The sequence below is a fragment of the Paenarthrobacter sp. AT5 genome, assembly GCF_032764245.1.
In the GTDB taxonomy this organism is placed as follows: Bacteria; Actinomycetota; Actinomycetes; order Actinomycetales; family Micrococcaceae; genus Arthrobacter; species Arthrobacter ureafaciens.
Genome location: NZ_CP136441.1, coordinates 1,379,093 through 1,397,907 on the forward strand (window position 1 = coordinate 1,379,093; position 18,815 = coordinate 1,397,907).

The window sequence follows — 18,815 nt, forward strand, 5'->3', positions numbered from 1 at the left end:
GCGGCCCACAGGGTGAGATTTTCCAGCCTGTCCGAATGGCGGACGTGATTGTCCAGTCGATGGACTGCGGGAACTATTATTGAACTCTCAAATACGCCTTCGCCGGCAGCCCGCCTGGTGCGTGGCCGGCGTGAACGAAAGCTGCATTTACATGTCTTCCACCGCTACATCCCAGGGAAGCGGGTCCACTGCACCGGTGAACTCGCGGGGACGGGTGATCGTTGCCAGCCTCATCGGCACGACCATCGAGTTCTACGACTTCTACGTCTACGCCACAGCCGCAGTGCTGGTCTTCCCCAGCCTGTTCTTCCCGAACCTGAATGCCACCACTCAGCTCCTGAGCTCCTTTGCCGTCTTTGGCGTGGCCTTCGTAGCGCGTCCCCTCGGCTCCATCGTGTTCGGCCACTTCGGTGACAAGTTCGGCCGCAAGGGAACACTCGTGGCGTCCCTGCTCACCATGGGCATCGCCACGTTCCTGATCGGTTGCCTCCCCACCGCCGAAGTCCCCGGGTGGACCATCCTGGCTCCGGCGCTGCTGGTGGTCATGCGCTTCGCGCAAGGCCTTGCGCTGGGCGGAGAGTGGAGCGGCGCCGCCCTGCTGGCCACCGAGAACGCACCCGCCAACAAGCGCGCCATCTACGGCACCTTCCCCCAGCTGGGAGCCCCCATCGGCTTCATCCTGGCCAACGTCATCTTCCTGGTGTTCAGCTACACCCTGTCCCCGGAGGCCTTTGCGGCATGGGGCTGGCGCGTGCCGTTCCTGCTCAGCGCCGTCATGGTGATCATCGGACTCTACGTCCGGCTCAAGCTCATTGAAACTCCCGCTTTCACCAAGGTGGTGGAGTCCAACGAGGTGGCCAAGCTGCCCATCGGCCGCGTTTTCAAGAGCAGCTGGCGCGAACTGATCCTTGGCACGTTCATCATGTTGGCCACCTACGTGCTCTTCTACCTGATGACCACGTTCACGCTTACCTATGGCACCAAGCCCACCCTCGAAGGCGCCCAGGCGGCTGCGGAGAAGGCCGGCAAGCCCATGACCGAAGCCGCAGCCGCGGCATTCATTCCGGGCCTCGGCTACACCCGCAACGACTTCCTGTGGATGCTGATTGCCGGCGTCGTGTTCTTCGGCATCTTCACCCTCGTGGCAGGACCGCTCGCCGAAAAGTTCGGCCGCCGCAAGATGCTCATGGCCGTGACGGCCGGCATCCTCCTCTTCGGCCTGCTCTTCGTTCCGCTCTTCAGCGGAGGGTTCGTGGGAACCATGGGACTGTTGATCATTGGCTTCACCCTGATGGGCCTGACCTTCGGACCTATGGGTGCGCTCCTGCCGGAACTGTTCCCCACCAACGTCCGTTACACGGGCTCGGCAGTCAGCTACAACGTCTCCAGCATCCTGGGTGCGGCCGTGGCCCCGTTCATTGCCGTGTGGCTCTGGGAACTCGGCGATGGCAGCACGTTCTGGGTAGGTGTCTACCTGAGCATCATGTCCGTCCTCACCCTCATCGCGCTCTTCCTGTCCAAGGAAACGCGGGACACGGACTACGAAAACAACGTCGCCTAAGCAGCCCAATAACGACGCCGGCCCCGCACCGTTTGGTGCGGGGCCGGCGTCGTGATGGGGTACGTGCCGTTAGTCCTCGATGGTGGCGATGACGGCACCCGCTGAAACGGTCTCGCCCGCCGAAGCCGTCAGGCCGCGGACAGTTCCGGCCTTGTGGGCGGTGAGGGGCTGTTCCATCTTCATGGCTTCGAGGACCACGATCAGGTCTCCCTCGGCCACGACGTCGCCCTCGGCAGCGGCGATCTTGACGATCGTTCCCTGCATGGGGGAGGTCAGCGCGGTGCCGCCGGCTACCGCGGCGGAAGCGCCGGCAGAGCGTGAACGCTTTTTCGACTTGCCGGCCTTGGTTTTGGTTCCGGCTCCGGAAGCAGCGGCCATACCGGCGCCGAGGCCCGAAGGCAGGACGACCTCAAGGCGCTTGCCGCCGACCTCGACGACGACGCGCTGGCGATCACCGGCGTCGGAGGTTTCCGCGTCCGTGCCGGTGGGCTGCCACGCCGGAATGTTGTTGACGAACTCGGTCTCGATCCAGCGGGTGTGGACCTTGAAGGGTCCTTCTGCCGGGGCGAAGTCGGGGTCGGTCACAACCGCGAGGTCGAAAGGAATGACGGTGGGAATGCCGTCCACCACCATCTCCTCGAGGGCGCGGCGGGAGCGCTGGAGTGCCTGTTCGCGGCTGGAACCGGTGACGATGAGCTTGGACAGCATCGAGTCGAAGTTGCCGCTGATGACATCACCCTCTTCCACGCCCGAATCCACGCGGATGCCGGGGCCGGTGGGGTTCTTCAACGTGCTGATGGTGCCGGGCGCGGGCATGAAGTTGCGGCCCGGGTCCTCGCCGGTGATGCGGAACTCGAAGGAGTGGCCGCGGACTTCGGGGTCCTCGTAACCGAGGGCTTCGCCGCGGGCGATGCGGAACTGCTCACGGACCAGGTCGATGCCCGTGACTTCCTCGGAGACGCAGTGCTCAACCTGGAGGCGGGTGTTCACCTCGAGGAAGGAGATGGTGCCGTCCTGGCCCACCAGGAACTCGCAGGTGCCGGCGCCCAGGTAATGGGCTTCCTTCAGGATGGCCTTGGAGGATTCGTAAAGGCGCTTGTTCTGCTCTTCGGTGAGATACGGAGCCGGGGCCTCTTCCACGAGCTTCTGGTTGCGGCGCTGCAGGGAGCAGTCGCGGGTGGAGACCACAACAACGTTGCCGTAGGCATCGGCCAGGCACTGGGTTTCGACGTGGCGGGGCGCGTCCAGGAACCGCTCGATGAAGCATTCGCCGCGGCCGAAAGCTGCGACGGCTTCACGGACGGCGGATTCGTAGAGTTCCGGAATCTCTTCCATGGTCCGGGCTACCTTGATGCCGCGGCCACCGCCACCGAACGCTGCCTTGATGGCTACGGGCAGGCCGAACTCCTCTGCGAACTTGAGGATCTCATCGGCATCCTTGACGGGGTCTGCCGTGCCGGGGACCAGCGGGGCTCCGACCTTCTCCGCGATGTGGCGTGCCTGGACCTTGTCACCCAGGGCAGAGATGGCCTCGGGGGAGGGGCCGATCCACGTGATGCCGGCCTCGATCACCTTGGCGGCGAATTCGGCGTTCTCGGCCAGGAAGCCGTAGCCGGGGTGGATGCCGTCGGCGCCCGCCTGCTTTGCGACGTCGATGATCTTGTCCATCACCAGGTACGACTCGGCAGCCGTGTTGCCACCCAGTGCATACGCCTCGTCGGCAAGGCGGACGTGCAGGGCATCGCGGTCCGGGTCTGCGTAGACGGCTACGGAGGCAATGCCTTCGTCCCGGGCTGCTCGGATGATGCGGACCGCGATTTCGCCACGGTTGGCAATCAAGACCTTGGTAAGAGGGCTGGAAATGGGCTGCGCCGGGTTAGCTGACAAGTTGTTGACTCCTTCTGTCCTTCAGGGAGCCTAGCGCGATTGTGAGGGTTCCGCCCATATTGATGGCGGATTCCGTGTGTGAAGCGCTGTTCCTTTGTAGGGTTGCTACAAAGCCGGGTTCGCGCCGGGCACAGCCCACAGTTCGGTGATTCCCACATTCGCGTGGCTGAGCAGCTCGCGGAGCGTGGAGATGGAAAGCCCGACGACGGCGTGCGGGTCGCCGTCGACCTTGCGGATGAAGGCCCCGCCAAGGCCGTCGATGGTGAATGAGCCCGCGCAGTGGAGCGGTTCACCGGTGGCAATGTAGGCGTCGATGTCCTGGTAGGACATCTCGGCGAAGTGTACTTCCGCGCTGGAGACGGCACCCAAAGTGGCGCCGGTCCCGGCGGCGGGCTCGTCGTCGTCGACGTCGGCGGCAGTCTCCCGGCAGTCCACCAGCCAGTGCCCCGTGTGGAGGACCCCTTTGGATCCGCTCATGCGCAGCATCCGTTCGCGGGCAACCTCGGCGGTGTACGGCTTGCCGTGCGATTCGCCGTCGAACTCGAAGACCGAGTCGCAGCCGATCACCAGGGCGCCGTCCGCCTCGGGGAGCGCCGCTACGGCCTCAGCTTTGGCCCGGGCGAGCAGCAGTGCGGTGTCGTGGGGATCAGTGACGCCGTACCTGGCCTGCACCGCGTCCTCATCCACGTCCGACACCAGGATGTCGTGCTGGATGCCCGCTTCGGCGAGGAGCTTGGTGCGGGCAGGGGACTGGGAGGCAAGGATCAATCGGGTCACGCCACCAAGCCTAATACCCCCACCGCCCCCCGATGCTCTATCACTTCCCGCCCCCAAACGCCCGATGCTCTATCACGTCCCGCCCCCAAACGCCCGATGCTCTATCACTTCCTTAAGGCAAGCGATAGAGCATCGGGGATAACCGGCGGTTATGTGATAGAGGAACCGGGGGTGTGGGTGGTGACGTGATGGAGGGTTAGTGGACGAGCTCCGCCGAGCCGGCCTTCGGGCGGTCGCTGCGGTTCAGCTTGGCGCCCTCAACGTCGACGTCCGGCAGCAGGCGGTCCAGCCACTTCGGCAGCCACCAGGCCTTCTCGCCGAGCAGGTACATGATCGCGGGCACGATCGTCATGCGGACAACGAACGCGTCAATCAGCACACCGAAGGCCATGGCGAAACCGAGCGGGCGGACCATGGTGAGGTGGCTGAAGATGAAGCCCGAGAACACGCTCACCATGATGATCGCGGCGGCCGTCACCACGGCAGCTGCGTGGCTGAAACCGGTCCGGACGGCGTGCCGGGCGTCTTCACCGTGCATGTAGGATTCCCGCATGCCCGAGGTGATGAAGACCTGGTAGTCCATGGCCAGGCCGAACAGCACGCCGATCAGGATGATGGGCAGGAAGCTCAGCACGGCACCCGGATTGGCGACGTCGAAGATTCCGCCGAGCCAGCCCCACTGGTAAACAGCCACGACGGCGCCGAACGCTGCGGCCAGCGACAACAGGAAGCCGCCCGTGGCCAGCAGCGGCACCACGATTGAGCGGAAGACCAGCAGCAGGAGGATCAGGGACAGCCCGACGACGATCGCGAGGTACGGCGGCAGGGCCGCGCCGAGTTTCTGGGAAACGTCCACGTTGCCCGCAGTCTGGCCGGTCAAGCCGATGGAAACCCCGGTGTCCTCGCGGATCTGGGCGCCCTTTTCGCGGAGGTCCGAGACCACCTTCACGGTGCTGGCGCTTGCCGGGCCTTCCTTGGGAATGACCTGGTAAACCGCGGTGCTGCGGTCCTCACTCAGGGCAAAGGGCACGGCAGCAACCACGTTCTCGACGCTGCGCAACTGCTCCGCGACATCGAACTGCTTGTTCTTGGCATCGTTTTCGCTGAGCCCGGCGGGCAGTTCGCCAACCACGATGATAGGGCCGGTCACGCCTTCGCCGAAACTGTCGCGCGTCAGGTCGTACGCCTTGTAGGCCTGGGAGTCCACAGGTTCGGACCCGCCGTCGGGCAGTGCCAGCCTCAGCTGCGATGCGGGCAGTGCAACTGCCCCGAGCAGTACCACGCTGAGAATCAGCGCCACCCACGGATGGCGGGTGACCAAGCCACCCCAACCGCGCGTGCTGCGCTTCTCGTCCAGGTCGCGGTCGGCAGCTTCATGGCCGGGTTCGGCGTTGTGCCGGGCGGCCTTTGCCCAGGCCCGCTTGGAGATAAGCCGCCGGCCGATCAGGCTCAGGACGGCCGGTGTCAGGGTCAGGGCTACGACGACGGCGACGGCTACAGTCGCTGCTGCTGCCACACCGAGGATTGCCAGGAACGGTAGCCCGGGAATGACCAGGGCGGCGAGGGCGATGATGACCGTCAGGCCCGCAAACATGACGGCATTGCCCGAGGTGCCTGTGGCCAAAGCGACGGATTCCTCGCCATCCATGCCGGCAAGCAGCTGGTTGCGGTGCCGGTTGACGATGAACAGCGAGTAGTCGATGCCCACGGCCAGGCCCAGCATGAGTGCGAGCATGGGGGAGATGGAGCTCATGTCGATCACGCCGGTCAGCGCGAACGTGCCACCGACGCCCACGGCCACGCCGATCAACGCCATGATGAGGGGCAGGCCCGCAGCAATGAGCGTGCCGAGCATCAGGATCAGGACCAGTGCGGCAACCGCAACACCAACGATTTCCGCCACGCCGAAGATCTGCGAAACGTCTTCGGTGATGTCCTTGCTGGCATAGGCAGTCACGCCTGCTGAGGAGACCCCGTGGACGATGTCCTGTACTTCCTGCCGGACGGCGGGCGGGACGGCGTTGATGGACGTCTTGAACTGGATCTGCGCGATTGCTGCCTTGTTGTCGCTGGAAACGAAGCGCAATCCTTCAGAGGCTTGCGCCTCCCGCTTGCCGAGGGCCAGCGCAGCGGCGCCGTCGGCAGCTTTCTTGGCTCCGGCGTCGAGCTTCTCCTTGCCTGCCGCGAGCTCGGCACGCCGGGGAGCCAGCTGTGCCTCGATCTGCGCCGGCGGCAATCCGGCCGCAACAAGCTGCTGCTCGGCCGCGGCCAACTGTTGTTCGCCGGCCGCAATCTGTGCGCGGGAAGCGTCCAGTTGGGCCTTGCCCGCTGCAGCCTGGGCTTCGCCCTCGGAGATCTTGGCGGCTGCCTGGTCCAACCGTTCCTGCGTGGTGAAGGGGTTGACCACGGACTGGACGTCGGGGAGTTTTTCGAGTTGGGCCAGGGCGTCGGCCACAGCGTCCTTGCCCGCTTGGTCGAAACCTGAAGCGCCTGCCTCGAACGCCACGCTCGCGGACCCGCCCGACGCATCCGGGAGTGCTTCCTTCAGCTTGTCAGCCATCTGCTGGGTTTCGGTGCCCGGGATGGTGAAGTTGTTGGACATGGTGCCGTGGAACGCGGCGGCAGAGCCGCCCACAGCGACCAAAACGGCCAGCCAGAGTGAGATGACCAGCCAACGGCGGCGGTAGGAAAACCGGCCGAGTCGGTAGAGGAACGATGCCATGTCAGAACCGATCTGTGGTGGGTGGAACGGAGGAGGTGCCTTCGGTGCGCGAAGACGGGGACGACGGCGCGAAGCCGGCTCCGAGGAGCCCCATCGCGTCGATGAGGTGCTGGCGGAGCACCGCCAGGGATTCGGGGGAGAGGTCCGGTCCGCATTCGGCGAACCAGACGTTCATGGCAGCCTTGCCGCAGGAAATGACCGAGCCGGCCAGGGCATGCAGGTAGAGCTCACTGACGTCCGGCCCGAGCCTTGTGCGTGCGGCGGCGATGATTTGTTCGGTGCAGTGGTCCCAGGCCTCGAGTTCGGACCGGGCCAGGGATCGGTTGTCCTGGGTCAGGCTGAACAACTCGGCCATCGGAGCAACCGACATGGGGTCTGCCAGGGCCATGAGCGCGGCCTGGGCCGACTCGAGGATGGTCTCGTCGGCCGGACGCAGCTGGAACTGCTCGAGGGCGCGGTCCATGAATCCGTCAGCCACCGACGCGAGGGCCGCCTCGAGGCTGGGGAAGTAGTTGAAGAAGGTGCGGCGGGAGACACCGGCGCTGGCGGCAATGTCCTCCACCGTGAAGTTTCCCGAGCCCTTGGCCCGGAGTAATTCAAGGGCTGCTGCGGCGATGGAACTACGGGTGGCGGCCTTGTTGAGCTCCCGCCGGGAAGGGGTGCTCGACTCGCTCGCAGGCTGCGTGGAGGTGTCCTCCTGGCTGCTTGTTTGGATCACATAATTACACTAAGTGCAAACTTGCACTCTGCGCAATTTGCTGTGGGAATCTGCGTTTCCGGCCGGGGAGGTTCGGGTCGGGCTAATAATGTCCGACCCCCTTGGCAGGATGGATTCATGGAAGGGAAACAGGCGCTGAGCTCGGGCACGCGGGCAATGGGCACGCGAGTGACGGCACCGCGGGCTCCGATGCTGCCTGTCCCCAACGCAGCGCCCGTGGTGGCGGAAGCTTCACGGGAGCCCGCCGAGGCCGCCCGGGCACTCATCGAACAACTTCGAGTGTTGGAAGATATGAAGTCCGCCATCTCCGGGCTGCAGGCAAAGATCGCAGCCTCCTTCGAACTCGCCCAACGCCAGGCAGATGCGGCGGCAGGCGTGCCCGCCCCGAAGCAGGGCGGGGCAGCTGCGGCGCAGATCGCCCTGGCCCGGCGCGAGTCGCCCCATCGCGGATCGAGGCTCCTAGGGCTCGCCAAGGCACTGGTCAAGGAGATGCCACGGACCCTCGCCGCCCTCGACTCCGGTTTGCTCAACGAGTGGCGCGCCACCCTTCTGGTGAAGGAAACGGCGTGCCTGTCCGCCGAGGACCGCTGCGCCGTGGATGAAGAGTTGGCTCCGGACACCGGGACTTTGGACGGCATGGGGGATCGGGCGATCATCGCCGCTGCCAAAGCCGCTGCGTACCGACGTGACCCGCGATCGGTTACCCGGCGGGCCGCACATGCTGCCAAGGAGAGGCACGTCAGCATCCGGCCCGCGCCGGACACGATGACGTATCTGACTGCCTTGCTGCCCGTTGCCCAAGGCGTCGCAGTCTATAAGGCTCTCAAAGAAGCTGCTGACTCAGCCCGATGCTCCGGTGACGAACGCTCCCGCGGCCAAGTCATGGCGGACACGCTAGTGGAGAGACTCACGGGGACGCCGGGCGGTATTTCCAAGGTGGAAGTGCAGCTGGTCCTGACGGATCGCACCCTGTTCCAGGGCGACAGCGAACCCGCAAGGCTTGAGGGCTACGGCATAGTGCCGGGTGGCTGGGCCAGGGAGCTTGTGGGGCTGGCCGGGGCTCAAAACCCTTCCGGGCACGTCAAGGCTCAAGGGCTTCCCGGGCAAATACAGCCGGCGCCAGCGGACCCAGGCTTCGTGGTCTGGCTTCGAAGACTGTACACAGCACCGAATACCGGGGAACTCGTGGGCATGGATTCCAAAGCCAGGCTCTTCCCACCCGGCATGCGGCGATTCATCGAGGCCCGCGATGCTTCATGCCGAACACCCTACTGCGATGCGCCCATCCGGCACATCGACCACATCGTTCCATGGCAAGGCGGTGGACCCACCAGCCTCGGCAACGGCGCAGGGCTGTGCGAACAGTGCAATCACACCAAGGAAAACCCCGGGTGGGCCGCGAAGCCACTGGCAGACGCCTCCGGGGTGCACGCCTTGGACCTGACCACGCCCACGGGCCACACGTACCGGTCCAAAGCACCACCGTTGCCGGGAGCGGCACCGTTGCCGGGGCATGGTCCTGCCTGGGTGTAGCTTGGACCCTGCCCCGGACGGCTTAGTACTGTGACTGGCGTGGGAAAGGCTGCGACTGGCCCGGCTGCTGCGCGCCCGCTTGCGGCTGGACGGGAGGAGCCGGCTGGGCCGGGGGTGCAGGCTGGCCCGCTCCCTGCTGGGGTTGCTTGGTCAGGTAGATCGACTGCCCCGTGGCGCCCGGTTCTCCTTCGCCCAAGGGAAGCACGTAGACGGCAGTGCCGTAGGCGCACACTTCGGTCCAGTTGGTGCCCATCTCCGAGGTGTCGAACCGCATGGCCACAATGGCGTTGGCTCCGCGCTGCTGGGCCTCGCTGACCATGCGGGCCATGACTTCCTGCCGGCTCTCGTACAGCGCGCGCGTCATCTCGGGCAGTTCGCCGCCGCCCAAGGAGCGGAAGCCGGCCAGCATCTGGGACCCGATGTCCCGTGAACGCACGGTCAGGCCCATCACTTCGCCGAAGACGGCGTCGATGCGGTGGCCCGGAATTTCATTGGAAGTGACAATCAGCATGCCCCGAGCCTACTCAGGATCCGACCTTAAACGACGCAATCCCCCGGGGTTTCTCGCCGGGGGATTGCGGAGGGGATTGCGGAAGCCCTTAACGCTTGGCGTCAGCCAGTTCGCGCTCTTTAGCAACGGCTGCAGCCTTGTCGGCAGCGAACTCGTCATTGAACGCGGCACCGTTGCGGGGAGCGTTGTACAAGGACTGGTCCAGGATGCCTTGGCGCTTGGCCACGAGGGTCGGCACCAGGGCCTGGCCTGCGACGTTGACGGCGGTGCGGCCCATGTCCAGGATGGGGTCGATCGCCAACAGGAGCCCGACGCCGGCCAGCGGCAGTCCCAGCGTGGAGAGCGTCAGCGTCAGCATGACGACGGCGCCCGTGGTGCCTGCCGTTGCCGCGGAACCGAGGACCGAGACCAGGACGATCAGCAGGTACTGGCTGAAGTCCAGGTTGATACCGAAGAACTGGGCCACGAAAATGGCGGAAATGGCCGGGTAGATCGCGGCGCAGCCGTCCATCTTGGTGGTGGCACCCAGCGGCACGGCGAACGACGCGTAGCCGGAAGGAACGCCGAGGTTGCGCTCGGTGACACGCTGCGTGAGCGGGAGCGTTCCGATGGAAGAGCGCGAAACGAAGGCGAGCTGCACAGCCGGCCATACACCGGAGAAGTACTGCTTGATGGACAGGCCGTGGACACGGACCAGCACCGGGTAGAGAACGAACAGCACCAGGGCCAGGCCGATGTAGATGGCCGCGGTGAACTTTCCGAGGGAACCGATGGTGTCCCAGCCGTAGATGGCTACAGCGTTGCCGATCAGGCCCACGGTACCGATCGGAGCAACGCGGATGATCCACCACAGGACCTTCTGGATGACTGCGAGAGCGGAGGCGTTGAAGGTGAGGAAGGCTTCAGCCTGCTTGCCCACCTTCAGTGCTGCAATACCGACGGCGATGGCCACAACCAGGATCTGCAGGACGTTGAAGGAAACGGACGTGCTGACAGTCGTGGCAGCGTTGGCGCTTTCGGTGACGGTGGAGCTTGCGCCCAGGCCAAGGAAGTTCTTGGGGAAGAGTCCGGTGAGGAAGGCCCACCAGTCACCGGTCTTGCCGGCGTACTCTGCCTTCTGAGTGATACCCGTGGCGGCGCCGGGCTGCAGCAGCACGCCCAGGCCGATGCCGATGAGCACCGAGACAAACGACGTGATGGCGAACCAGAGCAGCGTGTTCCAGGCCAGGCGCGCGGCGTTCGACACTTGGCGCAGGTTCGCGATGGAACTCACGACGGCGGTGAAGATCAACGGAACGACGGCGGTTTGCAGCAGTGATACGTAGCTGGAACCGATCGTCTGCAGCGTGGCGCCCAGGCCGTTGGGAGCAGCCTTGGTGCTGCCCGTGTACTTGGCGATGAGGCCGAGGACCAGGCCGACGATGAGGGCGGCGATAATTTGGACGCCGAAGGAGCTCGCCCACTTGGGGAGCCGCGGACCGGCCTTGCCGGATGCAGGAGTGATGGTGTTTGAGGTGCTCACCGGAACACGGTAGGTGCTTCGCAAATAACATAGCGAACGGACGTTTAGAAATGTTACGTGCGAAAAAGTTATTCCCTGTGCGTTTGTGACGTTGCTCTCGGCCCCGACAATACTCACTCCAGCAACGCCCTTCGCAGCACATCCAGGCCTACCGAGCCTATGTTCAGGGCCTTGCTGTGGAAGGACTTGAGGTCGAAGCCTTCGCGGGACTCGAGTTCGGCGCGGATTTGTTCCCACAAGCGCTGGCCCACCTTGTACGACGGAGCCTGTCCCGGCCAGCCCAGGTAGCGGGCGAATTCGAACTGGAGTTGGCCTTCGCTGATGTCGAGGTTGGCTTTGAGGAAGTCGAAGCCCTTCTCCGGGGTCCATGTTCCGGTGCCCCAGCGTTCGGGAACGGGCAGCTCCAAGTGCACGCCGATATCGAACACCACGCGCGCGGCACGCATGCGCTGGCCGTCCAGCATGCCCATGTGGTCGCCGGGATCCTTGAGGTACCCCAGTTCCAACATGAGCTGCTCGGCGTAAAGCGCCCAGCCCTCGCCGTGTCCGGAGACCCAGCAGACGTTGCGGCGCCAATTGTTGAGGAGTTCGCGGCGGTAGGTGGCCGTAGCTACTTGCAGGTGGTGGCCGGGCACGCCTTCGTGGAACACAGTGGTGGTTTCGCTCCACGTGGTGAACGTGTCTTCGCCGGCAGGGACGGACCACCACATGCGGACTGGGCGGGAGAAATCATCGGAGGGGCCGGTGTAGTAAATGCCGCCCTCGTCGGTGGGGGCGATCATGCACTCCAGGGTCTTCATGACATCCGGGATGTCGAAGTGCACGTCGGCCAGCTCTGCGACTGCGCGGTCCGACAGCTCCTGCATCCAGGCCTTGAGGGCATCGGTGCCTTTGATCTGCCGCGAGGGATCGTTGTTGAGGATTTCCTTGGCTTCTTCGATGCTTGCCCCGGGTTTGATCTGCCCTGCCACTTTCTCCTGTTCGGAGATGAGCCGTTCCAGCTCCTGCACGCCCCAGGCGTACGTCTCCTCGAGATCGACGGCGGCGCCAAGGAAGGACCGCGACGCCAAGGCGTACCGTTCCCTCCCGACTGCGTCCTTGTCGGGTGCCTGGGGGAGCAGTTCGTCCCGCAGGAAATCACCCAGCGAACTGTACGCTTCGCGGGCCGCGGAGGCTCCGGCGCCGAGCCTTGCCTGGACGTCCGCCGGCAACGGCGCCCCGCCGGCGAGGGCATCGGAGGCGAATTTTGCGAAGAAACCGTCCGCGGCGGCGTAGCGGCTGGTCTGGTCGATGACGATCCGGACCTGGCGTGCTGCGGAAACCTTCCCTGCGGCTGCGCCGGCGCGCAAGGACGAGATGTAACCGGCAATGGCCTCCGGAACGTTGGCCGCACGGCCGGCAATGTGCTCCCATTGCTCCACGGTGTCCGTGGGCATGAGGTCGAAGATGGCCCGGATGTCCTGCGCCGGGGAAGCGATGTTGTTCAGGTCCGCGGCGTCCCAACCGGACGCGTGGATCTCCAGCTCCAGGCCCAGGCGCTCGCGCATGGCGTCGAGGGTTACCGCGTCCGTATCGTCGCGCGGCTCCAGTGCCGCCAGCGCTTCCAAGGCATTCCGGGTGGCTTCGGCGTGGGCTTCGGCCCCGGCCGGGGAGAAGTCCTGGTACTCGGTTTCGTGTCCCGGCAACCCCAAGGTGGTGGCGAAGCTGGGGTTGAGTTCGATCAGCTTTTCTGTGTACGCATCAGCTACGGCGTCGATGGCGGTCTTGGCACGTACGGGGGTGTTTGCAGTAGTCACCCCCAGAGCCTAGCCGCCACCTCCGTCACGTGAAAGGGTTGTTGAAAGCTTTAGCCGCGGCTGCGGCGCCATGCGCCCGGACCCGGGGTCGGGTCCAGCCGCAATTGCTGGCGGCGCACCCAGTGGCGCACGTTCGGTTTGGCTGCCTCCGGCGTCGGGGGTACTCCCACAGAGGCGACGACGGCGGCAAGTGCCGCGAGTTCTTCCGGCGTGGGATCGCCTTTGACCACGGAAAACATGGGCAGTGCCGGCTCCTCGGCCGGCAGGGGGCTCTTTGCCGCGCTCACAGGGGAATGTTCCCGTGCTTCTTGGTGGGCAGGCTGGCCCGCTTGTCCCGCAGTGCACGGAGGCCCCGGATGATCTGCAGGCGGGTGTCCGACGGCGCGATGACGGCGTCCACGTATCCAAGCTCAGCAGCCTGGTACGGGTTGAGGAGTTCTTCCTCGTAGCCCTGGATGATCTCGGCACGGCGGGCCTCAACGTCGCCCCCTGCCTCGGCAACGGCGGCAAGGTCGCGGCGGTAGAGGATGTTCACCGCACCCTGCGCCCCCATGACGCCGATCTGTGCGGTGGGCCAGGCAAGGTTAAGGTCGGCTCCAAGCTTCTTGGAACCCATCACGATGTAGGCGCCGCCGTACGCCTTGCGGGTAATGACAGTGAGCTTCGGGACAGTTGCCTCGGCGTAGGCGTACAGGAGCTTGGCGCCACGGCGGATGATGCCTTGGAATTCCTGGTCCTTGCCCGGGAGGAAGCCGGGGACGTCCACCAGCGTGATGATGGGGATGTTGAAGGCGTCGCAGTGGCGGACAAAGCGGGCAGCCTTCTCCGAGGCGGAGATGTCCAGGGTTCCGGCGAACTGCATGGGCTGGTTGGCCACGATGCCCACGGTGTGCCCCTCCACCCGGCCGTAACCGATGATGACGTTCGGGGCGTAGAGCGACTGCATCTCCAGGAAGTGCGCGTCATCGACGATCTGCTCGATCACTTTGCGCATGTCATAGGGCTGGTTGGCGGAATCAGGGATGAGCCCGTCCAGGGCGAGGTCGTCCTCGTCCAGTTCCAGTTCCTGGTCGTGCTCCACCACGGGGGCCTCGGAGAGGTTGTTGGACGGCAGGAAGTCGAGCAGTTCACGGACGAACTCGATCGCGTCGGCTTCATCGGAGGCGAGGTAGGTGGAGGTACCGGTGGTGGCGTTGTGCTGGCGGGCGCCGCCCAGGGTCTCCATGTCCACGTCCTCGCCCGTGACGGTCTTGATGACGTCGGGGCCGGTGATGAACATGTGCGAGGTCTTGTCCACCATCACCACGTAGTCGGTGAGCGCCGGGGAGTAAGCGGCGCCGCCGGCGCACGGACCCATGATGAGGGAGATCTGGGGGACCACGCCGGATGCGTGCACGTTGTTGCGGAAGATGTCCGCGAACATTGCCAGGGACGCGACGCCCTCCTGGATCCGTGCGCCGCCGCCGTCGTTGATGCCAACCACCGGGCAACCGTTGCGGAGGGCGAATTCCTGGACCTTGACGATCTTCTCGCCGTTGACCTGGCTCAAGGAGCCGCCGTAGACGCTGAAGTCCTGGCTGTAGATAGCGATCAGGCGGCCATCAACGGTGCCGTAGCCGGAAACGACGCCGTCGCCGAGCGGCTTCTTCTTTTCCATGCCGAAGGCGGTGGAACGGTGAACAGCCAGGGCGTCGAACTCGACGAACGATCCGGGATCAACCAGCAGCTCGATGCGCTCGCGGGCAGTGTTCTTGCCGCGCGCATGCTGCTTCTCTATCGCTTCCGGGCCGGAAGGCTGCTCGGCACGGGCCTGGCGGTCGCGGAAGTCGGCAATCTTTCCCGCTGTCGTTGTCAGATCGTGGCTCATCAAGTGTCTCCGGCTCTGTAGCTGATATTCGCTGGCGCGGTTCTGGTTCGGCAAACAGCTGATTAAGTAGCTTCCGTACAAAGAACAGGCCCTGATGGCCAGTCTAGTGACGCCATAGCCGCGAACGGCTGTAGAAACCCTACAATTTTCTGCGCCCAAGCCCGAAGCCCTGCCTGTGCTTCAAGCCGCAGCACTCCTGATGTTACCCGTCAGTAACATCTTTGGGTTAGAGTGGCTTCATGACTCAAAGCAATGCCGCTTACGTTGCCACCGGCTCGCTCAAAGGCCGCACTATCATCATGTCCGGCGGGAGCCGGGGGATCGGTCTTGCCATTGCCACCCGGGCCGCCCGCGACGGCGCCAACATCGTGCTGATGGCCAAGACGGGTGAACCGCACCCGAAGCTCGAGGGCACGGTTTTTACCGCCGCGGAGCAGCTGGTCGCCGCCGGCGGACAGGCCCTGCCGATCGTCGGGGACGTCCGGAATGATGACGACGTCGCCGCTGCCGTGAGTGCCGCCGTCGAGCGTTTCGGGGGCTTGGACATCGTGGTCAACAATGCCTCGGCCATCGACTTGTCCCGCACGGATGCGATCGACATGAAGCGCTACGACCTGATGCAGGACATCAACGTCCGGGGCACTTTCCTGCTGTCCAAGCTGGCGCTGCCGGCACTGCGCGAGTCGGAACACGCGCACATCCTGACGCTGTCCCCGCCGCTCAACCTGGATCCCAAGTGGGCCGGGATGCACTTGGCGTACACCATGGCGAAGTACGGCATGAGCCTGACCACGCTGGGCCTGGCCGAGGAACTCAAGGATGACGCCGTCTCCGTCAATTCGTTGTGGCCCTGCACGCTGATTGACACTGCGGCCATCCGGAACATGCCCGGCGGCCGGCAGATGGTCAAGGCTGCGCGTGGTCCGGAGATCATGGCCGATGCAGCCCATGCGATCCTGACGGGTGCCAACCTTGCGGCGGGCGGTTCCAAGAGCGGCAACTTCTACACCGATGAAGAGGTCCTGCGCGCGGCAGGGGTGTCCGACTTCGCCCCCTACAGCCTCGGTGCGCCGGAGGACCGCCTGGTCCCGGACATCTTCCTCTGACCGGATTCATACCCTCGGAGGAGAGCCTGGAGCTCCTTGACTGGATAGGATTCAGCTATGGATGCCCAACAGCCCGCCCCACGTGAAAGCCCCGGTTCCGGGGAAAACCCCGCACTGGATCAGCGGTCGCTGTTGGCGCCTGATTTCCTGTCCGCCACCGGCATCTCCCGCCTCGACGTCGTGGAGTCCACCGGGTCCACCAATGCCGACCTGGTGCGCGCCGTGACCATGGAACCCAAAAAATGGGCTGACCTGGCCGTCCTGACCGCTGAGCACCAGACCGCTGCGCGAGGCCGGTTGGACCGGCACTGGGAATCCCCGGAACGCTCCGCAGTCTCTGTTTCCATGGTGCTGCGGCCCGTTACGGCGGACGGCATGCCGGTCCCCACCCAAAGCTATTCATGGTTGTCCCTCCTGGCTGCCGTCGCGCTGCGGGAAGCGCTGCAGGAGACGGCAGGCGTGAAGGCTCAGATCAAATGGCCCAACGACGTCCTGGTCAACGGGCGCAAGATCGCCGGCATCCTGGCGCAACTAACGGCGCTTGGCGACGGCTCAGTACCTGCCGTCATCCTGGGTGTCGGCCTGAATGTCACCCTGACCGATGACCAACTGCCCGTCCCGACGGCCACGTCGCTTGCCCTCGAAGGAAGCACGACGACGGATCGAACGGCGCTGCTGAAGGGTTACATGACGCACTTCACCAGGCTGTACCGCAGCTTCTGCAATGCCGAAGGCGATCCGCACGCCGGGCTTGCAGGTGGTCCGTCGCTGCATAAGAGGGTGGAATCGGCCATGATCACCCTGGGCCGCGAAGTGCGGGCCCACCTGCCGGGAGACCATGAGCTGGTGGGACACGCCTCGCGCCTGGATGACCACGGATCGTTGCTGGTAGTGGACCACGGCGGGCGGGAGCACGTGGTGACTGCGGGGGATGTGGTGCACCTGCGTGCCACAGAAAGCGGTTATGCGTAAAGAACTGCTTCCGGGGGAGCAGGTCCTGACCATCACGCGCCAGCAGGCCCGTTCACTCGTTTTACCGGCGCTGGTCTTCGTCCTGGTTCCGGCACTGGCAGGTTTCGCATGTGCTTGGATTATCAAGGGGAACCCGCAGCGCCTGGCCCCGTTCATCACGGCGGCCTGGACTCCCTGGCTCGTAGGAGCCTGCCTTGGCATGGCGGCGTGGGTCCTGCTCGCATATTGCCTCAAACGGGTGCTGCGCTGGCATTCCGTTCGCTACATCCTGACCAGCCGCAGGGTCCTGGCCAAGTCCGGGATGTTCCGCCGCGGTGAGTGGCAGGTGTCCTTGATGGCTGTCCGGAATGTGGGAATCGAACAGGGCATGATCCAGCGGTCCTTGCGCTCGGGGAATATATCCTTGGATACCGGGCACTCGGGAGTTTACCTGTTGAAGGATGTCCCGGAAGTCGGGAAATTCCGGGGCTTCATTCTTGATGCCATGGACCAGCTGCCCCGGGGCGAGGTTCTTGAAGGTGAAGTTCTGCCGGATGTCGATGTGAGTGGTTTGCCGTGGGAAGTGAGAGAAGGTGGAAGAGATGAGCGTTGAGGATCAGTCCGACGAGGACCTGGACCAGGAGTTCGACGCCGTACCCGAACCTTCAGAGGATGAAGACGCGGTACCGGAACCAGCCAAGGCCATACCCACCGGACCCCCTACCGGTGTCATGTCCGCAGAGCGGCTCGCGATCAAAGCGCTGGAAGCCAGGTTGCTGGGCGGTGAACGCAAGCTCCGCCGTCGTGAGATTGCTGCCGGTGCCGGCGTGTCGGTGCTTTCTGCCCGAAAACTGTGGCGCGCTCTTGGATTTCCAAACTTCGGTGACGACGACGTTGCCTTCACTGAGCGCGACCAGGCTGCCCTGACAACCATCCTTGACCTCGTCCGTGCCGGCCTCCTGACGGAAGAAGCCGCGATCTCCATCACCCGTTCCATTGGCCAGATGACGGACCGCATGGTGGTCTGGCAGATCGAGGCCCTGGTGGAGGACATGGTCCAGGAACAAGGGATCAGCGATGCCGTGGCGCGCAAGCAGTTGGTGGGCCAGCTGCCTGCCCTGGTGGATTCGTTGGAGGAGATCCTCGTCTACTCCTACCGCCGCCAGCTCAATGCCGGTGTGCAGCGGCTGGCAGTCAGGGCGGAAGCCGGACTGCAGGCCAGCGAAGAGGGCCGCGAAGGCGACGAAGACGATTCGCCCTTGCCGTTGGCCCGTGCGGTGGGCTTCGCGGACCTGGTCTCCTACACCAGCCTCTCCCGGCGCATGAACGAGAAGACGCTGGCGCAGATGGTGCAGCGTTTCGAGAACAAGTGTGCCGAGATCATTTCCATTGGCGGCGGCCGGCTGGTCAAGACAGTCGGTGACGAAGTCCTGTACATTGCCGAGACGCCTGCGGCCGGTGCGGAGATCTCCCTTGCCCTGGCCCAGGCCTTCACGGAGGATGAGATCCTCCCGCAGGCGAGGGTCTCCATGGTCTGGGGGCGCATCCTTTCCCGCCTTGGCGACATCTACGGGCCCACGGTCAACCTCGCCGCGCGGCTCACCAGCCTGGCGCAGCCCGGCACTGTGCTTGTTGATGCCATGACCGCGGCCGCCCTTGGCCAGGATGAACGCTTTGTGTTGATCCCGCAGGCCTCGGAAAACGTCCGCGGCTTCGGGGAGATCCACCCCGTCATGCTGGCCCGCGGCCGGGGCAAAGGGCTCGTCCTGGACTGAGTGGAGGGGCGTCAGTAGTGCAGGTCACATCTTCGCAAATCGATGGATTAACCCGGTAGGCTTGGGGACTGTTCGCGTCAAGCCAGCCG

At 64.8% G+C, this 18,815-nt stretch carries 15 protein-coding genes; 6 read left to right on the forward strand and 9 right to left on the reverse strand.

Features of this window, described 5'->3' with window-relative positions; genetic code table 11:
• Window positions 1-151 precede the first annotated feature (151 nt).
• A complete protein-coding gene (locus RI444_RS06355; RefSeq protein ID WP_021471410.1) occupies window positions 152-1,561 on the forward strand; it encodes an MFS transporter in 1,410 nt (469 codons plus the stop codon).
• 69 nt (window positions 1,562-1,630) lie between these two features.
• Here the strand turns inward: RI444_RS06355 and RI444_RS06360 are convergent, their stop codons facing one another.
• The 4 genes from RI444_RS06360 to RI444_RS06375 all read right to left on the reverse strand — a co-directional run bounded on the left by RI444_RS06360 (window position 1,631) and on the right by RI444_RS06375 (window position 7,662).
• Window positions 1,631-3,448: an acetyl/propionyl/methylcrotonyl-CoA carboxylase subunit alpha gene (locus RI444_RS06360; RefSeq protein ID WP_062095806.1), complete on the reverse strand. Its 1,818-nt coding sequence runs from the start codon at window positions 3,446-3,448 to the stop codon at window positions 1,631-1,633.
• A gap of 105 nt (window positions 3,449-3,553) precedes the next feature.
• Entirely contained in the window at window positions 3,554-4,225 is a 672-nt protein-coding gene (locus RI444_RS06365; RefSeq protein WP_021471408.1) for a Maf family protein, read from the reverse strand.
• A gap of 196 nt (window positions 4,226-4,421) precedes the next feature.
• Window positions 4,422-6,947: an MMPL family transporter gene (locus tag RI444_RS06370; RefSeq protein WP_069694765.1), complete on the reverse strand. Its 2,526-nt coding sequence runs from the start codon at window positions 6,945-6,947 to the stop codon at window positions 4,422-4,424.
• Window position 6,948: 1 nt separating this feature from the next.
• Complete coding sequence (locus RI444_RS06375) at window positions 6,949-7,662, reverse strand: TetR family transcriptional regulator (protein WP_207605935.1); 714 nt, start codon at window positions 7,660-7,662, stop codon at window positions 6,949-6,951.
• 192 nt (window positions 7,663-7,854) lie between these two features.
• Between RI444_RS06375 and RI444_RS06380 the strand changes: the two genes are divergently transcribed.
• A complete protein-coding gene (locus RI444_RS06380; RefSeq protein ID WP_410510806.1) occupies window positions 7,855-9,198 on the forward strand; it encodes an HNH endonuclease in 1,344 nt (447 codons plus the stop codon).
• Between the two features lie 22 nt (window positions 9,199-9,220).
• Here the strand turns inward: RI444_RS06380 and RI444_RS06385 are convergent, their stop codons facing one another.
• From RI444_RS06385 to RI444_RS06405, 5 genes are all read right to left on the reverse strand, one after another.
• Window positions 9,221-9,709 carry a YbjQ family protein gene (locus RI444_RS06385; RefSeq protein WP_021471404.1) on the reverse strand — a complete coding sequence of 163 codons (489 nt, stop codon included), beginning with the start codon at window positions 9,707-9,709 and terminating at the stop codon, window positions 9,221-9,223.
• 88 nt (window positions 9,710-9,797) lie between these two features.
• Complete coding sequence (locus tag RI444_RS06390) at window positions 9,798-11,231, reverse strand: dicarboxylate/amino acid:cation symporter (protein WP_069694768.1); 1,434 nt, start codon at window positions 11,229-11,231, stop codon at window positions 9,798-9,800.
• A gap of 113 nt (window positions 11,232-11,344) precedes the next feature.
• The gene (locus RI444_RS06395) at window positions 11,345-13,027 is read right to left on the reverse strand and encodes a DUF885 domain-containing protein (RefSeq protein WP_316963879.1); all 1,683 of its coding nucleotides are present in this window, start codon (window positions 13,025-13,027) and stop codon (window positions 11,345-11,347) included.
• A 50-nt stretch (window positions 13,028-13,077) separates the two neighbouring features.
• Complete coding sequence (locus RI444_RS06400; protein ID WP_083261817.1) at window positions 13,078-13,266, reverse strand: acyl-CoA carboxylase epsilon subunit; 189 nt, start codon at window positions 13,264-13,266, stop codon at window positions 13,078-13,080.
• Between the two features lie 44 nt (window positions 13,267-13,310).
• Entirely contained in the window at window positions 13,311-14,894 is a 1,584-nt protein-coding gene (locus RI444_RS06405; protein ID WP_021471400.1) for an acyl-CoA carboxylase subunit beta, read from the reverse strand.
• A gap of 239 nt (window positions 14,895-15,133) precedes the next feature.
• Between RI444_RS06405 and RI444_RS06410 the strand changes: the two genes are divergently transcribed.
• The 4 genes from RI444_RS06410 to RI444_RS06425 are packed head-to-tail and all read left to right on the forward strand — an operon-like array spanning window position 15,134 to window position 18,726.
• Window positions 15,134-16,000, forward strand: coding sequence for an SDR family oxidoreductase (locus RI444_RS06410; protein WP_021471399.1), 867 nt, complete (start codon window positions 15,134-15,136; stop codon window positions 15,998-16,000).
• Between the two features lie 57 nt (window positions 16,001-16,057).
• Window positions 16,058-16,972 (forward strand): biotin--[acetyl-CoA-carboxylase] ligase, encoded by a 915-nt coding sequence (locus RI444_RS06415; RefSeq protein WP_207604949.1) that lies wholly within the window; start codon window positions 16,058-16,060, stop codon window positions 16,970-16,972.
• Window positions 16,965-17,564, forward strand: coding sequence for a PH domain-containing protein (locus RI444_RS06420; RefSeq protein WP_021471397.1), 600 nt, complete (start codon window positions 16,965-16,967; stop codon window positions 17,562-17,564). Before RI444_RS06415 ends, RI444_RS06420 begins: the two co-directional genes overlap by 8 nt.
• Window positions 17,554-18,726 carry an adenylate/guanylate cyclase domain-containing protein gene (locus RI444_RS06425; protein WP_062095823.1) on the forward strand — a complete coding sequence of 391 codons (1,173 nt, stop codon included), beginning with the start codon at window positions 17,554-17,556 and terminating at the stop codon, window positions 18,724-18,726. The genes RI444_RS06420 and RI444_RS06425 overlap by 11 nt, the downstream gene beginning before the upstream one ends.
• Window positions 18,727-18,815: the final 89 nt, after the last annotated feature.

What these genes read in the sequence shown, in the direction of transcription:
- RI444_RS06355 (WP_021471410.1), top strand. Translation starts at nt 152, where the DNA reads ATGTCTTCCACCGCTACATCCCAGGGAAGCGGGTCCACTGCACCGGTG.
- RI444_RS06370 (WP_069694765.1), bottom strand. Translation starts at nt 6,947, where the DNA reads ATGGCATCGTTCCTCTACCGACTCGGCCGGTTTTCCTACCGCCGCCGT.
- RI444_RS06380 (WP_410510806.1), top strand. Translation starts at nt 7,855, where the DNA reads ATGCTGCCTGTCCCCAACGCAGCGCCCGTGGTGGCGGAAGCTTCACGG.
- RI444_RS06385 (WP_021471404.1), bottom strand. Translation starts at nt 9,709, where the DNA reads ATGCTGATTGTCACTTCCAATGAAATTCCGGGCCACCGCATCGACGCC.
- RI444_RS06400 (WP_083261817.1), bottom strand. Translation starts at nt 13,266, where the DNA reads ATGTTTTCCGTGGTCAAAGGCGATCCCACGCCGGAAGAACTCGCGGCA.
- RI444_RS06405 (WP_021471400.1), bottom strand. Translation starts at nt 14,894, where the DNA reads ATGAGCCACGATCTGACAACGACAGCGGGAAAGATTGCCGACTTCCGC.
- RI444_RS06410 (WP_021471399.1), top strand. Translation starts at nt 15,134, where the DNA reads ATGACTCAAAGCAATGCCGCTTACGTTGCCACCGGCTCGCTCAAAGGC.
- RI444_RS06415 (WP_207604949.1), top strand. Translation starts at nt 16,058, where the DNA reads ATGGATGCCCAACAGCCCGCCCCACGTGAAAGCCCCGGTTCCGGGGAA.
- RI444_RS06420 (WP_021471397.1), top strand. Translation starts at nt 16,965, where the DNA reads ATGCGTAAAGAACTGCTTCCGGGGGAGCAGGTCCTGACCATCACGCGC.
- RI444_RS06425 (WP_062095823.1), top strand. Translation starts at nt 17,554, where the DNA reads ATGAGCGTTGAGGATCAGTCCGACGAGGACCTGGACCAGGAGTTCGAC.